General features: G+C 42.2%; 17 protein-coding genes and 2 tRNA genes. 7 read left to right on the top strand and 12 right to left on the bottom strand.

Annotation, left to right across the window (positions count from 1 at the left end; all coding sequences use genetic code 11):
- Window positions 1–28 precede the first annotated feature (28 nt).
- Complete coding sequence (locus tag NI465_RS00680; RefSeq protein WP_071850597.1) at window positions 29–523, top strand: copper resistance protein NlpE; 495 nt, start codon at window positions 29–31, stop codon at window positions 521–523.
- 66 nt (window positions 524–589) lie between these two features.
- On the opposite strand, the gene groL is transcribed toward NI465_RS00680, so the two are convergent.
- The 4 genes from groL to NI465_RS00660 all read right to left on the bottom strand — a co-directional run bounded on the left by groL (window position 590) and on the right by NI465_RS00660 (window position 4,448).
- The gene (gene groL / locus NI465_RS00675; RefSeq protein WP_004279474.1) at window positions 590–2,224 is read right to left on the bottom strand and encodes a chaperonin GroEL; all 1,635 of its coding nucleotides are present in this window, start codon (window positions 2,222–2,224) and stop codon (window positions 590–592) included.
- A 69-nt stretch (window positions 2,225–2,293) separates the two neighbouring features.
- On the bottom strand, window positions 2,294–2,584 hold the full coding sequence (locus tag NI465_RS00670; RefSeq protein WP_004646315.1) for a co-chaperone GroES: 291 nt from the start codon (window positions 2,582–2,584) through the stop codon (window positions 2,294–2,296).
- 168 nt (window positions 2,585–2,752) lie between these two features.
- On the bottom strand, window positions 2,753–3,529 hold the full coding sequence (locus NI465_RS00665) for a metallophosphoesterase family protein (protein WP_004279472.1): 777 nt from the start codon (window positions 3,527–3,529) through the stop codon (window positions 2,753–2,755).
- A complete protein-coding gene (locus NI465_RS00660) occupies window positions 3,510–4,448 on the bottom strand; it encodes a diacylglycerol/lipid kinase family protein (protein ID WP_034438446.1) in 939 nt (312 codons plus the stop codon). The genes NI465_RS00665 and NI465_RS00660 overlap by 20 nt, the downstream gene beginning before the upstream one ends.
- Before the next feature lie 417 nt (window positions 4,449–4,865).
- Between NI465_RS00660 and NI465_RS00655 the strand changes: the two genes are divergently transcribed.
- Window positions 4,866–6,695: a phosphoenolpyruvate carboxykinase (GTP) gene (locus NI465_RS00655; RefSeq protein ID WP_253143895.1), complete on the top strand. Its 1,830-nt coding sequence runs from the start codon at window positions 4,866–4,868 to the stop codon at window positions 6,693–6,695.
- A gap of 134 nt (window positions 6,696–6,829) precedes the next feature.
- Complete coding sequence (locus NI465_RS00650) at window positions 6,830–7,252, top strand: hypothetical protein (RefSeq protein WP_004279469.1); 423 nt, start codon at window positions 6,830–6,832, stop codon at window positions 7,250–7,252.
- Window positions 7,253–7,325: 73 nt separating this feature from the next.
- Here NI465_RS00650 and NI465_RS00645 read toward each other — a convergent pair whose 3' ends face one another.
- Together NI465_RS00645 and folD are read right to left on the bottom strand one after the other, a co-directional pair.
- Window positions 7,326–7,994 (bottom strand): class I SAM-dependent methyltransferase, encoded by a 669-nt coding sequence (locus tag NI465_RS00645; protein ID WP_004279468.1) that lies wholly within the window; start codon window positions 7,992–7,994, stop codon window positions 7,326–7,328.
- A gap of 135 nt (window positions 7,995–8,129) precedes the next feature.
- Window positions 8,130–8,978 (bottom strand): bifunctional methylenetetrahydrofolate dehydrogenase/methenyltetrahydrofolate cyclohydrolase FolD, encoded by an 849-nt coding sequence (gene folD / locus NI465_RS00640; RefSeq protein ID WP_253143894.1) that lies wholly within the window; start codon window positions 8,976–8,978, stop codon window positions 8,130–8,132.
- A 153-nt stretch (window positions 8,979–9,131) separates the two neighbouring features.
- On the opposite strand from folD, the gene NI465_RS00635 reads away from it, so the two are divergent.
- Both NI465_RS00635 and NI465_RS00630 read left to right on the top strand, forming a co-directional pair.
- A tRNA-Cys gene (locus NI465_RS00635) sits at window positions 9,132–9,205 on the top strand.
- 10 nt (window positions 9,206–9,215) lie between these two features.
- Window positions 9,216–9,301 (top strand) — tRNA-Leu (locus tag NI465_RS00630).
- Between the two features lie 151 nt (window positions 9,302–9,452).
- Here the strand turns inward: NI465_RS00630 and NI465_RS00625 are convergent.
- The 3 genes from NI465_RS00625 to NI465_RS00615 all read right to left on the bottom strand — a co-directional run bounded on the left by NI465_RS00625 (window position 9,453) and on the right by NI465_RS00615 (window position 11,920).
- Window positions 9,453–10,355, bottom strand: coding sequence for a helix-turn-helix transcriptional regulator (locus tag NI465_RS00625; RefSeq protein WP_071850596.1), 903 nt, complete (start codon window positions 10,353–10,355; stop codon window positions 9,453–9,455).
- Between the two features lie 153 nt (window positions 10,356–10,508).
- Window positions 10,509–10,712 (bottom strand): hypothetical protein, encoded by a 204-nt coding sequence (locus tag NI465_RS00620; RefSeq protein ID WP_004646307.1) that lies wholly within the window; start codon window positions 10,710–10,712, stop codon window positions 10,509–10,511.
- Window positions 10,713–10,927: 215 nt separating this feature from the next.
- Window positions 10,928–11,920: an NAD(P)H-quinone oxidoreductase gene (locus tag NI465_RS00615; protein ID WP_004646306.1), complete on the bottom strand. Its 993-nt coding sequence runs from the start codon at window positions 11,918–11,920 to the stop codon at window positions 10,928–10,930.
- Between the two features lie 130 nt (window positions 11,921–12,050).
- Between NI465_RS00615 and NI465_RS00610 the strand changes: the two genes are divergently transcribed.
- Complete coding sequence (locus NI465_RS00610; protein WP_004646305.1) at window positions 12,051–12,395, top strand: thioredoxin family protein; 345 nt, start codon at window positions 12,051–12,053, stop codon at window positions 12,393–12,395.
- Window positions 12,396–12,464: 69 nt separating this feature from the next.
- Here NI465_RS00610 and NI465_RS00605 read toward each other — a convergent pair whose 3' ends face one another.
- The 3 genes from NI465_RS00605 to cysD form a co-directional block, all read right to left on the bottom strand.
- Window positions 12,465–12,737, bottom strand: a complete 273-nt coding sequence (locus NI465_RS00605; RefSeq protein WP_004279462.1) for a hypothetical protein — start codon at window positions 12,735–12,737, stop codon at window positions 12,465–12,467.
- A gap of 145 nt (window positions 12,738–12,882) precedes the next feature.
- Window positions 12,883–14,499 (bottom strand): sulfate adenylyltransferase subunit CysN, encoded by a 1,617-nt coding sequence (gene cysN / locus NI465_RS00600; protein ID WP_253143892.1) that lies wholly within the window; start codon window positions 14,497–14,499, stop codon window positions 12,883–12,885.
- Window positions 14,500–14,636: 137 nt separating this feature from the next.
- Window positions 14,637–15,551, bottom strand: coding sequence for a sulfate adenylyltransferase subunit CysD (gene cysD / locus NI465_RS00595; RefSeq protein ID WP_004730252.1), 915 nt, complete (start codon window positions 15,549–15,551; stop codon window positions 14,637–14,639).
- Between the two features lie 323 nt (window positions 15,552–15,874).
- On the opposite strand from cysD, the gene NI465_RS00590 reads away from it, so the two are divergent.
- Entirely contained in the window at window positions 15,875–16,417 is a 543-nt protein-coding gene (locus NI465_RS00590; RefSeq protein WP_071850591.1) for a hypothetical protein, read from the top strand.
- Window positions 16,418–16,568: the final 151 nt, after the last annotated feature.

Genomic DNA, 16,568 nt, shown 5'->3' with positions numbered 1-16,568 from the left:
TAACAAATAATTTAATAGGGTTAAAACAATGAAAAAATTAACGCTTACTGCTGCGATAGCAGTCGTTCTTGCAGGAGCTTTAACCGCCTGTTCAAAGCCCAATGATAATGAGCCGATGAGTAATAATGCTCAATCCAGCCCAGCCATGATGGAGCAAAATAACGCGGATACTAGTGTGAACCGTGCTGATAGCGCAGAAACTTCGCTAGATTGGGCAGGTGAATACGAAGGTGTTTTTCCTTGTGCTGACTGTGAAGGAATTAAGGTCGAGTTAGATCTCAATCCGGATAAAACCTATGAGCTAAATGAGGAATATTTAGGTAAAGCTGGAAATAATGAGACGGAAACTAAAGGTAGTTTCAGTTTTGACCCTCAAGATCCTTCAATCATCACATTAGATAACAAAGCTGAAAACCGTAAATTCTTTGTTGGTGAAAATTTTATTGAAGCACGCGAGATGAAATCAGGTAAAAAAATTGACAGTAATTTAAATTATAAATTAGTTAAAAAGTCCGCATCATAATTTTGTAAACACATAAAAAAATCCCCGCTATTGCGGGGATTTTTTATGAAATGCTCGGATGATGAATTACATCATGCCGCCCATACCACCCATGCCGCCCATATCAGGCATTGCAGGTTTGTCTTCTGGGATTTCAGTGATCATGCATTCAGTGGTCAGCATCAAGCCAGCAACAGAAGCTGCATGCTCAAGTGCAGAACGTGTTACTTTAGCAGGATCAAGAATACCCATTTCCAGCATATCGCCATATTCGCCAGTTGCAGCGTTATAACCGAAGTTACCTTCGCCATTCTTCACAGCGTTGATCACTACAGAAGGCTCATCACCTGCGTTAGATACGATTTGACGAAGTGGTGCTTCAATCGCGCGGCGAAGAATGTTGATACCTACGTTTTGGTCATCATTCGCGCCTGTTACGCCTTCAAGTGCAGATGCAGCACGTACTAGTGCAACACCACCACCCGCAACGACACCTTCTTCAACTGCAGCGCGAGTCGCATGAAGCGCGTCATCTACACGGTCTTTTTTCTCTTTCATTGCAACTTCAGTTGCAGCACCGATTTTGATGACAGCAACACCGCCAGCAAGTTTCGCTACACGCTCTTGAAGTTTTTCTTTGTCGTATTCTGACGTAGATTCTTCGATCTGTGCACGGATTTGCTGTACACGGTCAGCGATTTGGCCAGCGTTACCAGCACCATCTACAATTACAGTATTTTCTTTAGATACAGTTACTTTATGTGCTGTACCCAAGTGATCAAGCGTCGTTTGATCCAACTGCATGCCGATTTCTTCAGAAATTACGGTACCGCCAGTCAAGATCGCAATGTCTTGAAGCATAGCTTTACGACGGTCACCAAAACCAGGTGCTTTCACCGCACATACTTTGATAATACCGCGCATGTTGTTGACAACAAGCGTCGCAAGCGCTTCGCCTTCAACATCTTCAGAAATAATTAAAAGCGGTTTGCCAGTTTTAGCAACAGCTTCAAGTACTGTAATCAACTCACGAATATTGCTGATTTTTTTATCAACAAGAAGAATGAATGGATTTTCAAGTTCTGCTGTCAAAGTATCTTGTTTGTTCGCGAAGTACGGAGAAATATAACCGCGGTCAAACTGCATACCTTCAACTACGTCAAGCGAATCTTCGAAGCCTGAACCTTCTTCAACCGTGATCACGCCTTCTTTGCCCACTTTTTCCATTGCTTGCGCAATCAGCTGACCTACAGTCGTATCAGAGTTAGCAGAGATCGAACCTACTTGTTCAATCGCTTTAGAGTCTGATGCTGGTTTTGCAGTTGCCTTGATGTTTTCAACTACAGAACGTACCGCAATATCGATACCGCGTTTCAAGTCCATTGGGTTCATACCCGCTGTTACTGACTTGATGCCTTCATTCAAAATTGCTTGTGCCAATACAGTTGCAGTCGTTGTACCATCACCTGCGATATCGTTAGTTTTTGAAGAAACTTCACGAACCAGTTGAGCACCCATGTTCTCGAACTTGTCTTTCAGCGTAATTTCTTTGGCAACAGTGACACCATCTTTAGTGATGTGCGGTGCACCAAAAGAACGGTCGATAACAACATTACGGCCCTTAGGACCCAAAGTAACCTTTACTGCATCTGCAAGGGTGTTTACACCAGCAATCATTTTTGAACGAGCTGAATCACCAAATTTTACGTCTTTAGCTGACATATTTGACTCCGAATATTGTTGTATCTTTACAAAATCTGATTTGGAACGAATAAAACTTTTTAGCGCAGATTAAGCTTCTAATACCGCTAAAATGTCAGATTCTTTCATGATTAAAAGCTCTTCGCCGTTTACTTTTACAGTAGTACCTGCATAAGTACCGAACAATACTTTGTCGCCAACTTTTACGTCTAACGCGCGTACGCCATTGTCAGTGATTTGACCATTACCAACTGCAATGATTTCACCTTGAGCAGGTTTTTCAGCAGCCGAACCTGGAAGTAAAATGCCTCCAGCTGTTTTAGTTTCTTCTTCAACACGACGAATAACAACGCGGTCATGTAATGGACGAATGTTGCTCATAAATAACTCCATCAGACTAAGTCTTTTTTAGGTCACTGATGACGACTTAATTATTCCATGGGTCATCATCAAAAATTTTTGATGTCACTTTTATGGAGATGGAATAAAACGCTTCAAGGGCAAAAATGAAAAAAAATTGGTTTTTTTTAACGAATCATAGGTTTTCGTCTATTTATTCGGCAGATCAGCTTTCAACATAAAGGCTTGCGCCACTTCATCGAACAAATATTGAGAAATTTTTCCTGTGGCATCAATCAGATTAAAGCTGTTGGGTTCATTTTTATGCAAACGATTTGACGCAGAAGTCCCCGCATGTACATCATATACAGGATGATCCATCCCCAATCCAAACATCTGGTTCAAATCATAAATCGCCGGTTGATGCAGATGCCCATGCAACACCGCAAACAGACCATGCTCTGCCCAGGCCTCTAAAGCAATTTTAGCCATCAGTGGGCTGTCCTTGAAACCGCGCTTATTTTGAAAAGGCACATAAAAAGGTTGATGGCTGACAATGATTTTTAATTTGGACGCAGGCGCCTGAGCCAGTTGCAAATCAATGCGCTGAATCTGCTCAAGCGATAAATGCCCTTTGGTATGATACCGGCGTCGAATCGAATTCACTCCAATCAGATAAAAATTTTCAGTTTCAAAGATTGGCTCCAATTCACCAAAAAAAATCTGGTAACGGGTAAATGGATTGAAAAGCCGATTCCATAAATGATAGAGCGGAATATCATGATTCCCTGGGATCACCATATAAGGCGTATTGAGCTGATCTAAAAATTTTTTGCAGGCAAAGAATTGACCCAAACGTGCGCGCTGAGTCAGGTCACCACTGATGACGACGGCTTCAAGTGGATGGGTCTGACAGAAATGCCGAATCGCTTCTAAACACTCCGGCTTCTCTGTTCCAAAATGCAGATCAGACAGATGCAGGATCATGTGGCACCATTACGTTTAGGCTATCTTTTAATACAGAAATATTGAGTGGCGGGGCCATTTCCACAATTTCCCCATCAATCGCTACCATCAGTTTCTTGGCTCGGGATTCGATTCGAACTTGATCGGCTGCAAAACTATAAACATCCGATGCCTGGTCAATCTTGCCACGAATCAGCTGATACACTAGCTTAAATAAAGTAAGCTTATCACTTTTAGAAACTACAACTCCCGCCACTTTGCCTTTTTCAGCCGCTTCTGCAATGCGCATTTTCATATCCGCCAGTTGCAAGGGATTATTGCCAAAAAAAATCAGTGGTGTTTTTACCGGATATTTCTTTTGATCCACCCAGATTTTTAGTTTTAATTCTTTACGGTCGCGAATTAAAACATCCAGTGCAGAAGTATAGGCATGTAGCGGTAAGCGACCAAAAATACGATTATAGTCTTCACGTTTTTTAATAAATAAAGGATATAGACCTAAACTGGCATTATTCAGATAAATTTCCTGATTGATACGAGCAACATTCATACGTTGTGGCTGTCCTGTCGCAATCACTTTTGCCGCTTCAAGCAAATCCAGCGGAATCCCCAATAATCTCGCCACATAGTTAAAAGTCCCTAAAGGCAAAATACCGACAGGAATTTGCGTATTCAACACATGTTTGGCGACTGTATTTAAAGTGCCATCTCCGCCTGCCGCAACGATGATTCCTGACTCGCTAGATGCCAAATGCTGTTCAAGCACCTCAACCATAATTTTATCAAATTGCTGTGAATCATTGATTTCATAAGCTTTAGTTTGATAACCCTGCGCTGAAAATATATCGATCAGCTGTTCATAAATGCCTTCTGGCCCCTGTATGCGAAAACCAGCTTTATGATTAAAAATCAGCGATAAGGGTTTAGATTGATTAGACATTTTTCGCGCAATTTCATTGAAGCCTATTGGCATTTTGTCCAATTCATAGACAATTAACAGTGGCTTTATGTAAAATTCAAATGGCAACCATTTATTTAATCAATAATGAATATTAGAGATCTTATAAAATTAAGATAATGATTTTAATATTAATTTTTAAAATAAATACCATTCATCATTTAAATAAATAGAATCAATAATTCAAATATTTAGTTTTATCTTGTTGTTTTACTTATATTTATAAATAAAATAGCATTATATTCCAAAAGAAATCTAGCACTTCTTTGGTCTTATTTTTTTTATCATTTTATGCTTTAATACAGCCACTTTTTTTCATATTTCATCTGGGCGATATTTTTTATTGCTCGGATTGTACTTTGTACATCTAATTTGTACACATTTGAGATAGGCCTCACCATGACCCAAGTGAACGCACCAGAATTCGTTCGTCACCCTAAGCTTATTGCTTGGGTGGAAGAGATTGCTAAATTAACAAAACCAGCAAAAATTGAATGGTGTGACGGTAGCGCAGAAGAATATCAACGTTATATCGACTTGATGATCGCTAACGGCACAATGCAAGCGCTGAATCAAGAAACTCATCCTGGTTCTTATCTTGCAAATTCTGATCCGTCTGACGTAGCACGTGTTGAAGATCGTACTTACATCTGTTCTGAAAACAAAGACGATGCTGGCGCGACCAACAACTGGGAAGCACCTGCTGTCATGCGCGAAAAATTGAACGGTTTATTTGACGGTTCAATGGCAGGTCGTACACTTTATGTGGTTCCATTCTCAATGGGTCCATTGGGTTCTCATATCGCTCATATCGGTATCGAGTTAACTGACTCTCCTTACGTTGCAGTAAGCATGTCTAAAATGGCTCGCATGGGTAAAGCTGTTTATGAAGTTCTTGGTACTGACGGTGAATACGTTCCTTGCGTACACACTGTAGGTGCTCCGCTTGCGAACGGCGAAAAAGATGTTGCATGGCCTTGCAACAAAGAAAAATACATCGTGCATTACCCAGAAACGCGTGAGATCTGGTCTTATGGTTCTGGTTATGGCGGTAACGCATTGTTGGGTAAAAAATGCCTAGCATTACGTATTGCATCATTCATGGGTCGTCAACAAGGCTGGTTAGCTGAACACATGCTGATCCTTGGCGTGACCAATCCACAAGGCGAAAAACACTACATCGCAGCTGCATTCCCATCTGCATGTGGTAAAACAAACTTCGCTATGTTGATTCCACCAGCAGGCTATGAAGGCTGGAAGATTGAAACTGTAGGTGACGATATTGCTTGGATCAAACCAGGTGAAGACGGTCGCTTATATGCAATCAACCCTGAAGCTGGCTTCTTCGGTGTAGCGCCTGGTACCAACACCAAGACCAACCCGAACTGTATGGCAACCATGCACAAAGACGTGATTTATACAAACGTCGCTGTGACTGACAACGGTGAAGTATGGTGGGAAGGTCTGACTAAAGAAGCGCCTGCCAACCTGACTAACTGGAAAGGTCAACCACACACTGGCGAAGAAAAAGCAGCGCATCCAAATGCTCGTTTCACAGTTGCAGCTGGTCAATGCCCTTCTATTGACGCTGACTGGGAAAATCCAGCTGGCGTGCCAATTTCTGCGTTCATCTTCGGTGGTCGCCGTGCAGACACTGTGCCTCTAATTTCAGAAGCATTTGACTGGGTTGACGGTGTTTACAAAGCTGCAACGATGGGCTCTGAAACAACTGCTGCTGCTGTTGGTCAACAAGGTGTTGTTCGTCGTGACCCGTTCGCGATGCTTCCATTCGCGGGCTACAACATGGCAGATTACTTCACGCACTGGTTAGAAATGGGTGAGCAAGTAGGTGCGAAAGCTGCTGCTGCTGGCAACAAACTTCCAGGTATCTACAACGTGAACTGGTTCCGTCGTGATGCTGAAGGCAACTTCGTATGGCCTGGTTTCGGTCAAAACATGCGTGTTCTTGAGTGGATCATTGACCGTTGTGAAGGTCGTGCTGATGCTGTTGAAACACCAATCGGCCTAGTTCCTACTTACGAACAGCTGAACTGGACTGGTTCTGACTTCACTAAAGAACAGTTTGACCTAGTAACTTCTCAAGACAAAGATCAATGGATCAAAGAGCTTGAAAGCCATACTGAATTGTTCGATAAGCTAGGTGAGCGTTTACCGGAAGCGTTAAAAACTCGTCAAGCAGAACTTATTGCTGCGGTTAAATCTGCTTAATTGCTGATTTAATTAAAAAAGGTCGCGTAAGCGGCCTTTTTTATTGGCTGTTTAAACAATTGATCACAATTGACCAGAGCAGCAGTTTAAGCAAAATATGGCATACTTAAGCCAAGACTTCAGGAACTATAAATATGAAAAGAACAACAGTAATTTTGGCTATGGCTGCGAGCAGTTTCGTACTGAGTGCATGTCAGACCACACCCCATCAATTCAATGGACAAAGTGGCTATGAAATTCTGGAACGTTCAGGCAATACAGCAACCTTGAGCTACACCCTCTCAGGACGACCAAGCCAGGATGAAAATCGCTTGCAAGCCGCTTGCAGACACGTATTAGGAAATTCCAAAACTTACAACATCCAGATTTTAAGCACCAATGAAATTTCCAATCCAACTGCGGAACAGGAAAACTATGGCCGCCAACTGGGTAATAGCCGCACGCAAATCAGCTTGAGCAATACGCCTGATTTACATAATAGCGAGAACCCGGGTGCACGCGAAGCTTTAGAAGCCCGCCCTACGGCCATGCGGGTTATTCGTTATACCTGTTCTTAATATCTGATACTTAGTTACTTAATCAGAGTAAGACAATCAAAAAGGGCCTAGTGCCCTTTTTAATTTTTTAAATTTAACGTGTTTTATAGAAACTGACATTACGAAATTCGGGCGATTCATCCAAATCCGGCCAGGTCGTCGCACTACGCTCATCCAGTTTTTCATATTGAGGATGACTAAAGTTTTTTACCCGACTGTCTGCAACCCACACCTCAGGTGCAAATTTTAAAAACTCATCCAGGAAGAAACGGTTACATTGATCATAGAGCACATCTGCGGCTAATAAAATATCCACCTTCTCTGCCTTATATAGGTCATCCAGATATTCAAGCTCGACATCATTTAGCTCTGCATTGGCACGACAGGCATCTAGACTAACTTGATCGATATCACAGCAGATCACACGTTTTGCACCTGCCATTTTCGCCGCAATGGCAACTACGCCCGATCCCGCCCCAAAATCCAAAACTACTTTGTCTTTAACATGATGCGGCTCTGCCAATAGCCACTGCGCCATCGCCAAGCCTGAGGCCCAGCAAAAGATCCAGTATGGTGTATCATTCCAAATGCGACGAATCACCTCATCATCCAGCTTATCTGTTGGGAATACTGGCGGAATCAGCCACAGGGAAATGGGTGTATCCGGCAATTGCTGTGCATGTAGCTCACAGTGTGGAATCACATCATGCAAGGCTTTTAGTAGATGTTCTGGGGCTTGAGGGAGTCGGAAGGTGCAGCTCATTAGATTTCTTTTAATTAGTATTAATGTCTTTGAAGAATCTCCCCTAGCCCCTCTTTAAAAAAGAGGGGGAAACTCCATCCAAAAATAGTGATCAGAGTTCCCTCCTTTGAAAAAGGAGGGTTAGGGAGGATTTGATTAACCTAGCGCTTTCTCAGCAGCTTCAACCGTTTGACGGATTAAAGTGGTAATCGTCATCGGACCTACACCACCCGGAACTGGTGTGTAAGCAGAAGCAATTTCTTCGATGCCAACCAATTGAATATCACCTACACCACCGCCATCACGTGGATGGAAACCTGCATCTACAACTACCGCACCTGGTTTGATCCAGTCTTTCTGAATCAATTCAGCCTTACCTACCGCACCGACAATGATGTCCGCTTGCTTAACGAAGCTTGCAAGATCTTGAGTACGTGAATGGCAAATGGTTACGGTTGCATTCGCTTCTAGCAGCATCGCTGCCATTGGTTTACCCAAAATTGCAGAACGACCTACAACAACTGCGTGTTTACCCGCGATTTCAATGTTGTTCTCTTTCAGGATGGTCATGATACCCGCAGGCGTCGCTGAACCATAGGCTGCTTCGCCCATTGCCATACGACCATAACCAAGACAAGTGACACCATCTACGTCTTTTTCAAGCGAGATTGCATCGAAACAGGCACGCTCATCAATTTGAGCTGGAACCGGATGTTGCAGCAGAATACCGTGCACATCAGGATTTGCATTTAATTTTTCAATTTCAGCCAATAATTCTTCAGTTGTGGTTTCTTTAGGAAGTTCCACTTTGAGTGAATCCATACCAACACGGCGGCAGGCATTGCCTTTCATGCGAACATAAGTTGCAGATGCACCATCGTCACCTACCAAAATCGTCGCAAGAATTGGAGTACGACCTGATTTTGCTTTCAGCGCTTCTACGCGAGTAAACAAGTCAGCTTCAATTTGCTTCGCCAATGCACGACCGTCTAGAACTAATGCCACGGCACTTCTCCCAAGTGTTGATATGAATCAATTTTGCACATTCTACATGAATAATTTAAATATTTTCCGCCAGATGATGTTTTTATGCGCATACAGATGAATACACTATTGTTTTTTTTTCTGAGCTTGCTAATATACGCATCAACAAGACGCGGCGGGGTGGCAGAGTGGTCATGCAGCGGACTGCAACTCCGTGGACGCCGGTTCGATTCCGACCTCCGCCTCCATCTTGTTAAAGCCCGAGTGGTGAAATCGGTAGACACAGGGGATTTAAAATCCCCCGCCCACAAAGCGTGCCAGTTCGAGTCTGGCCTCGGGCACCATTCTTCTACTATAGAAAGATGGTGCAAATAAAGAACCCAGCGAAAGCTGGTTTTTTTATGTCTGTAATTTAGTTAGTCAAAAAATAAGTAAATTAAATTCCCATTTAAAGTGTCATCATTAATCAGGCCCTCCTGCTCTGCTTTCTCAATATCATCCAGCAGAACGTAAATATCCTTGCAAATCCTGTTCCAGTTTCTGCTGAAAATGAATCGGCTCAATAATTTTCACATAGGGCAACCAGTAACGCACCAAAGGCAACAACTGCATTTCGTGACGAATCTGGCAACTGATCACTAACTCTCCAGTCTCGGCTTCCTGCTCGATCTGCTGTTCTGGAAATAAACGGCGCTCTTTAAAAAAGACCGTGACTTCAGGTTGTACCCTGATTAAGACTTGCTGCTTTTGCTGCCCAAACCAGATGCTGTCTTCATCTGCCAGCATTTTCAGTATTTCAGGATCATGCGCAAAGCTCTCCGCCTTAGAAACCAGCTTGAGCTGTTGCACCTGACTTAAGCGATAAGTGCGCAACTTGTCCTGATCTACGCCCACCAGATACCAGATACCATGATGGTGAATCAAGCGATAAGGCTTAATGATTCGCAATTGATCTGAATATTGCAACTCAACCTGCTGACGTTTATAGATTGCGCTTGCAAGCAACTTGAAATGTTCGGCAAACTGTTTGGCATCTTCAAAATAATAGCCTTTTGCCGAAAATACCTGATTTGCCCGCTCATCCAGCAGTTCACGCATAAAAGACATATCCAACGCCGGATACAACTCACTGATCCCCGAAAGCTGGGCAAAAGTCTGGATATCCTGCAATTTAAACCGCCCTAAATAAGAGGGTTCCAGATAATATCGTTTCTGTTCATCTTGAAGTAAGGGTAAGTAAGAGCCTAGACGATCAAAATCACGCTCAATGGTGCGGGTGCTGACCTGAAATTCTGCAGCTAGCTCTGCAGCCCGGAGTTGATATCCGACGTTTAATTTGGTCAAAATTCTGGCTAAACGCTCTGCAAGACGCTCATGTGTTGAAGCTGGGCGCTTCATAAATCCCCACTTAATACATTCTCATGTACTTATTTATCGCTAGATGTTGAATGATTATACTGAATGCCGATCAATGAATAATATTAGGACAAAGTCTAAGATATTTTTTTGCATCAGATCTTGACCCTTTATTCACCCTAAACATACAAGATCTTATTTGGATTTTCTGGATGCTTTCTTGCTTGAATGACGATTTTGTATTGTTAATCTTTCTATATAACGCTCCAGATGCAGCATCGCCCGATACATTTTATGTAACTCTACCCAGCTGATGGTTCCGCGAATAATCATTTTATGAATACGTCGTAATGCTCTTAAACTATGTTTTGAACTATATGCTGTTGAAATAATTTTCATCTTATTTTCCCTCTCACATTCATGTGAATGTTTAACCATTTGGTCGGAATTATCTATACATGCAATTTACGTGTCATAATTGACAGGTTGTGTCGAACAGTTAACATTTTTTAATTTTTATTCAAGATTTTATATATTTATTTGTAATAATATTTTACTTAAAATTAAAAAAAGCCAGTAAAATTACTGGCTTTTTTTGAATCACTTATCTCGTATTAAATAATTTCAACTACAACTTTACCCACATGCTCTCCAGTATCCATTGTGGCATGGGCATCCTGAATCTGATCGAACTTAAACGTTTTATAGATCATCGGGAGACATTCGCCTTTTGCCCACAATGGTGCAATCTGTTCTTTCAGGCCTTGTGCAATTTCCGCTTTTTCAGCCGTGCTGCGTGCACGCATGGTCGAACCGGTAATGGTCAGACGTTTCATCATGATTTGACCCAGTTTGACTTCTTTGGCCTTGGCACCACCCAAGAAAGCGATATAGACCAGACGTCCATCACGGCGCAACAAATTCAAATTACGCTCTAAATATGGTGCACCGACCATATCTAAAATGACATCGACACCACCATTGTCAGTGGCTTCATTAATAACTTGCTCAAAGTCCTGAGTTTTATAATTAATAGCCGTGGTTAAATCAGAAATAGCCGCAACTTTTTCATCTGAACCGACAGTTGCAAAAGTTTTGATTCCGAGTGATTTACACAACATTAAAGCAGTCGTACCAATCCCGCTCGTTCCACCATGTACCAGTACAGTTTCCCCTGCTTTGGCCTTACCCATCTGGAACACGTTCGCCCATACAGTAAAGAAAGTTTCAGGAATGGCTGCTGCCTGTACAAAACTTACGCCTTCAGGAATATTCAAGGTCTGGCTTTCAGGTATGACGCAATATTCAGCATAACCGCCACCATTGGTCAAACCACAGACTTGATCACCAACTTTAAACTGACTTACATCACTACCAATCGCAACCACCTCACCTGCCACTTCCAGGCCAGGAACTGGCGTTACCCCTTTCGGCATCGGATATAAGCCTTGACGCTGCAGGATATCTGGACGGTTAATACCAAAGGCATGAACTTTCACCAGAACTTCATCTGCTTTAGGTTCAGGTAAAGTCACCGTTTCATAAGCGAGTTTATCGACACCACCTGGTTCTGTAATAATGACTTGCTGCATGGTTTGTTGCGACATGATTTCTTTCCCTAATCTATGCATTTCATATATCTTGGACTTATTTGAACATAGTTAGCATGAGGAATGAAGCTACATCGGACTTATGTATAATCGGGGGACTATTCAGGAAATTGATAATAGGCCAACCATGACCCAAGTGATCGAATATAACGAAAACAATTACAGTGATTTTGAGTGGTTTGAAGGTTTTGCCGTGATTCGCTTTTATGCAGACTGGTGCAAGCCCTGTGTTCAGAATTTTCCGGTCTTTGCCGAACTGGCGACATACTATGCTGAGGTAAATCCTGAAGTTAAATTTGGCAAGATCAATGTGGATCAGTCTCCGATTTTAACCTTGCGCTATAATGCCTATGGTTTGCCTTCTACGCTTATTTTTAGAAATGGAGAAATTATTAAAAGGATTGCAGGCGTGAAAAGTTTAACCGAAATGAAAGCAATTCTGGCCTTAGTCCTCAATGATTCTTATGAATAATTACCCATGTGAAGCCAAATCTAACAAAAATATTTCTTTTAGCTCACTATCTAAATACGGAGCCTTTAATTAACTACGCCCTTTATATTCCTTTACCATTCGATCACTCACATCTTCCGGATAACACAGCGGCGCATATCCGCCTGCACGATTATAAGCACTACGCTTACCACAACGACTACCATTACTTGCAGTATTGTAAGGACACGGACAATTTCCCGGATAATTCTCAATCGACTGCTGGATTATTTTTTGCTTGATTGCTTCAACGCTTTGGCTGCTCTGTTTGGCTTCAGCTCCAAAAGCCACACACAAGCCAGCCAGCAATATTAATTTTTTCATATATTCCCCAAATCTAGGGAGTATTGTATTAATTGACTAGTAAATTGAAAGATCACATTTTGACTAATCGAATGATTTTCATGCAATCAAAATTTAGGCAATAAAAAACCCGCTTTTCAGCGGGTTTCTTCAAATCAGTCCAGTCTTAAAGACGAACCAATTCCACAATCTTCTCAGCAAGTTCTTCAACTGTATCTACGGTTAAAGTCGTGTCTGTACCTTCAGCAGCATCGGTAATCACAACCACACCAGTTTCACGAACCAGTGCAACCTGCTCCGCATTCAAACCTGCTTTAGCAATAGCAACGATCCCTTGCTGAATCAGCAAGCTTTCTAGCGCCTGAGCATTTTCCAAAGCTTTACCAGATACAGTCACCGCAGCAGGTTTTTGACCCAAACGTGCCGCACGTGCTTCTGCAGTGACAGGCTCATCGTGTGCAGACCATTCAACTGATTCTTCCACCATACCAGCACCAATCGTCACGTTATTCAAACGATCGATGAAGATAAACGAACCGGTGAAACGGCTGTCTTGATAACGGTCAAAGACCACTGGTGCATCAAATTCAATAGTCACATTGGCGATTGCATTTAGCTCAAGTTTATCCACCTGAACTTTTTCCAATGTGTTAACGTTGGTACGGTAATGAATTGCCGTTACTTTTGCCGGAACGGTTTGCGTACCAATCTTGATGTTGTACAGCTTACCCAGTACAAGTGGTTGATCTGCCATCCACACAACAGTCGCTTGAACTGAACGGGAAATATTTGGAACAGCTTGATCCGCACGAATTAACACGTTACCACGTGAAATATCAATTTCATCGTTAAGCGTTAAAGTCACTGCCTGACCTGCAACTGCATGCTCAAGATTGCCATCAAAAGTGACAATTTCTTTGACAGTCGATGATTTACCAGAAGGTAATGCTGTTACGGTATCGCCAACATTGATATCGCCAAGTGCGATCGTACCGCAGAAACCACGGAAGTCGAGGTTTGGACGGTTCACGTATTGCACAGGGAAACGGAAATCCTGCTTCGCTGAACTACGGTTAATTTCCACCGATTCAAGTGTACCCATCAGCGTTTCACCAGTGTACCATGGCGTATTGGCTGACTTGTTCACCACGTTATCGCCATTCAATGCAGAAATAGGCGTAAAGATGATATTGCTTGGTTTACGATCGCCCAATTGTGCAACGAATGCCGCATATTCAGCCTGGATTTCATTGAAACGTGTTTCAGAGAATTCCACCAAGTCCATCTTGTTGATCGCAACAATGATGTTCTTGATCCCGAGCAAACTCGCAATAAAGGTATGACGACGTGTCTGGGTTTGCACGCCATAACGTGCATCAATCAAAATGATTGCAAGGTCACACGTCGATGCACCTGTCGCCATGTTACGAGTGTACTGTTCGTGTCCCGGCGTGTCCGCGATAATGAACTTACGTTTTTCAGTCGAGAAATAACGATAAGCCACATCAATGGTAATGCCTTGCTCACGCTCTGCTTGCAAACCATCGACCAGAAGTGCCAAATCAGGTGCATCACCTGTCGTACCGACTTTCTTCGAGTCACGGGTCACGGCCTGTAATTGATCTTCATAAATCAATTTTGAATCATACAGCAGACGACCGATTAACGTCGATTTACCATCGTCCACGTTACCGCAAGTCAGGAAACGCAACAGGTCTTTATTTTCATGTTGTTTCAGATAGCCCAAGATATCTTGGCTGATTAAATCAGATTGATGAGACATCGCTCAAAGCTCCACATATTCTTTAGAAATCGGTTTTCAATCCCCCTATATCCCCCTTTATTAAAGAAGGGACTTTCTCCATTTACTTTTAGGAGCTCCCCCCTCTTTCTCAAAGAGGGGGTCAGGGGGAGATTAAATTAGAAGTAGCCTTCCTGCTTCTTCTTCTCCATTGAGCCTGCTTCATCATGGTCAATCATACGACCTTGACGCTCAGAACTGGTTGCCAGTAACATTTCCTGAATAATTTCCGGCAAGGTATTGGCTGTAGATTCCACAGCACCTGTTAATGGATAACAACCCAAAGTACGGAAACGTACCGATTTCATTTGTGGAACTTCACCTTCTTTTAAAGGCATACGTTCATCATCAACCATAATAAGTGTGCCACTACGTTCAACCACAGGACGTTCTGCAGCCAAATAAAGTGGTACTAATGGAATACTTTCCAAATAGATGTATTGCCAGATATCCAGCTCAGTCCAGTTAGATAACGGGAATACACGAATACTTTCGCCCTTGTTCACTTTACCGTTGTAAAGATTCCAAAGTTCTGGACGCTGGTTTTTCGGATCCCAACGATGTTTCGAATCACGGAATGAATAAACACGTTCCTTGGCACGTGATTTTTCTTCATCACGGCGCGCGCCACCAAAAGCAGCATCAAAACCGTATTTATCCAGGGCCTGTTTTAAGCCCTGAGTTTTCATGATGTCGGTATATTTAGAACTACCGTGGTCGAACGGGTTAATACCTGCCTCAACCCCTTCTTTATTCTGATGCACGATCAAATCGAAACCATGGGTTTTTGCCATATTGTCCCGGAAAGTGATCATGTCTTTAAACTTCCAGCCTGTATCGACATGTAATAATGGAAATGGAAGTTTTGCTGGGTAGAACGCTTTTAGCGCAAGATGCAGCATGACCGCTGAATCTTTACCAATCGAATACAGCATGACCGGATTTTCAAACTCGGCAGCAACTTCGCGGATGATATGAATACTCTCAGCTTCAAGCTGTTTGAGATGAGTAAGTCTTTCCTCATTTAACGACATGGACAACACCAGCTTAGAAAAACGTGTACTTATGACACTTTTGAAAATTTATATTCATTATAGTGATTTACTTATCCTATCCATTGCTTGTTTTATGATATTGATATATCAAAAGCTCATATAAAAATTCATCAATAATGAATATCAGTTTTTATGAATCAATAATTTGCCCAATTCAAGCGAGGATATTGTGTGGTATAGCTATATATTACCCTGTCGCTAAGCCAATAAAATCCTAGGAAAATAATCTAAAGTAGTGGTTCTCAAATAGTTAAAAAATTACTAGAGTAAGACTCAATTCTCCCTATTGATATACTTCGTTTATGCCCTATAGCGCTTTTGATCTTGCCACTGTAAAAACCCGTCTGGAACAGGCCCAGCTTGCTAGTTATATTTATCAGCACCAGCAAAATATTTTGGTCTTGCAAGAACCTTTCAGTGATGATGGCAAGCCTTTAAATATCTATCTGCAACACGAGCTGACCGCGGATCAAATCGGATTACAGTTTGGTCTACGTTTGCAAGAAGGTCATTGGGAATTTCTAATCGGCGTTACTTATAGCAACCAGAACGCAGCTTACGAAATCGGTGCTGGCAACCTCAAAGGTGATCAAAAAGCCTTTAACTTATTATATGCCTTTTATAATTATCCTAAAGCGTTCTATCTGGTGGCATTACCTTTGACAACCAACAGTCAGATTTTGGAGCAAACCTTGCAACAGCAGCTCTTCAAGCAGCCTAATCTCGACTTCCTGAATACTGCAGTCAAGGTCAATCCTATGGGCGAACAGGTCAAATGGATGCAACACTATATTCTGCAACAGACTTTAGATATGAAAGTCCGGATTCAGACTGCCCTGCTTTAGACTTGAATAGAAAAATTTAGAGATACTCAGGTCGATGTATCTCTATATCTTTCTCAGGCAAGCATACACAGAATGCCATGCTATTCAGAATTCCTATTGCCGCTATGACATCACTTGCTCAAACATCCATTTAACTTATAGTTTATTATTA

Origin of the sequence: Acinetobacter lwoffii, from assembly GCF_024129855.1 — a bacterium.
Lineage (GTDB): Bacteria > Pseudomonadota > Gammaproteobacteria > Pseudomonadales > Moraxellaceae > Acinetobacter > Acinetobacter lwoffii_L.
The sequence above is the reverse complement of the archived record's forward strand: the minus strand, read 5'-3'. Positions and strand labels throughout refer to the sequence as shown.

Bases quoted from the DNA above. Each gene is read 5' to 3' on its own strand.
- NI465_RS00605 (WP_004279462.1), bottom strand. From the start codon at position 12,737: ATGAAAAAATTAATATTGCTGGCTGGCTTGTGTGTGGCTTTTGGAGCT.
- NI465_RS00610 (WP_004646305.1), top strand. From the start codon at position 12,051: ATGACCCAAGTGATCGAATATAACGAAAACAATTACAGTGATTTTGAG.
- NI465_RS00680 (WP_071850597.1), top strand. From the start codon at position 29: ATGAAAAAATTAACGCTTACTGCTGCGATAGCAGTCGTTCTTGCAGGA.
- NI465_RS00665 (WP_004279472.1), bottom strand. From the start codon at position 3,529: ATGATCCTGCATCTGTCTGATCTGCATTTTGGAACAGAGAAGCCGGAG.
- groL (WP_004279474.1), bottom strand. From the start codon at position 2,224: ATGTCAGCTAAAGACGTAAAATTTGGTGATTCAGCTCGTTCAAAAATG.
- NI465_RS00660 (WP_034438446.1), bottom strand. From the start codon at position 4,448: ATGTCTAATCAATCTAAACCCTTATCGCTGATTTTTAATCATAAAGCT.
- NI465_RS00670 (WP_004646315.1), bottom strand. From the start codon at position 2,584: ATGAGCAACATTCGTCCATTACATGACCGCGTTGTTATTCGTCGTGTT.
- NI465_RS00590 (WP_071850591.1), top strand. From the start codon at position 15,875: ATGCCCTATAGCGCTTTTGATCTTGCCACTGTAAAAACCCGTCTGGAA.
- NI465_RS00650 (WP_004279469.1), top strand. From the start codon at position 6,830: ATGAAAAGAACAACAGTAATTTTGGCTATGGCTGCGAGCAGTTTCGTA.
- NI465_RS00645 (WP_004279468.1), bottom strand. From the start codon at position 7,994: ATGAGCTGCACCTTCCGACTCCCTCAAGCCCCAGAACATCTACTAAAA.
- NI465_RS00625 (WP_071850596.1), bottom strand. From the start codon at position 10,355: ATGAAGCGCCCAGCTTCAACACATGAGCGTCTTGCAGAGCGTTTAGCC.
- NI465_RS00615 (WP_004646306.1), bottom strand. From the start codon at position 11,920: ATGTCGCAACAAACCATGCAGCAAGTCATTATTACAGAACCAGGTGGT.
- cysN (WP_253143892.1), bottom strand. From the start codon at position 14,499: ATGTCTCATCAATCTGATTTAATCAGCCAAGATATCTTGGGCTATCTG.
- NI465_RS00620 (WP_004646307.1), bottom strand. From the start codon at position 10,712: ATGAAAATTATTTCAACAGCATATAGTTCAAAACATAGTTTAAGAGCA.
- cysD (WP_004730252.1), bottom strand. From the start codon at position 15,551: ATGTCGTTAAATGAGGAAAGACTTACTCATCTCAAACAGCTTGAAGCT.
- NI465_RS00655 (WP_253143895.1), top strand. From the start codon at position 4,866: ATGACCCAAGTGAACGCACCAGAATTCGTTCGTCACCCTAAGCTTATT.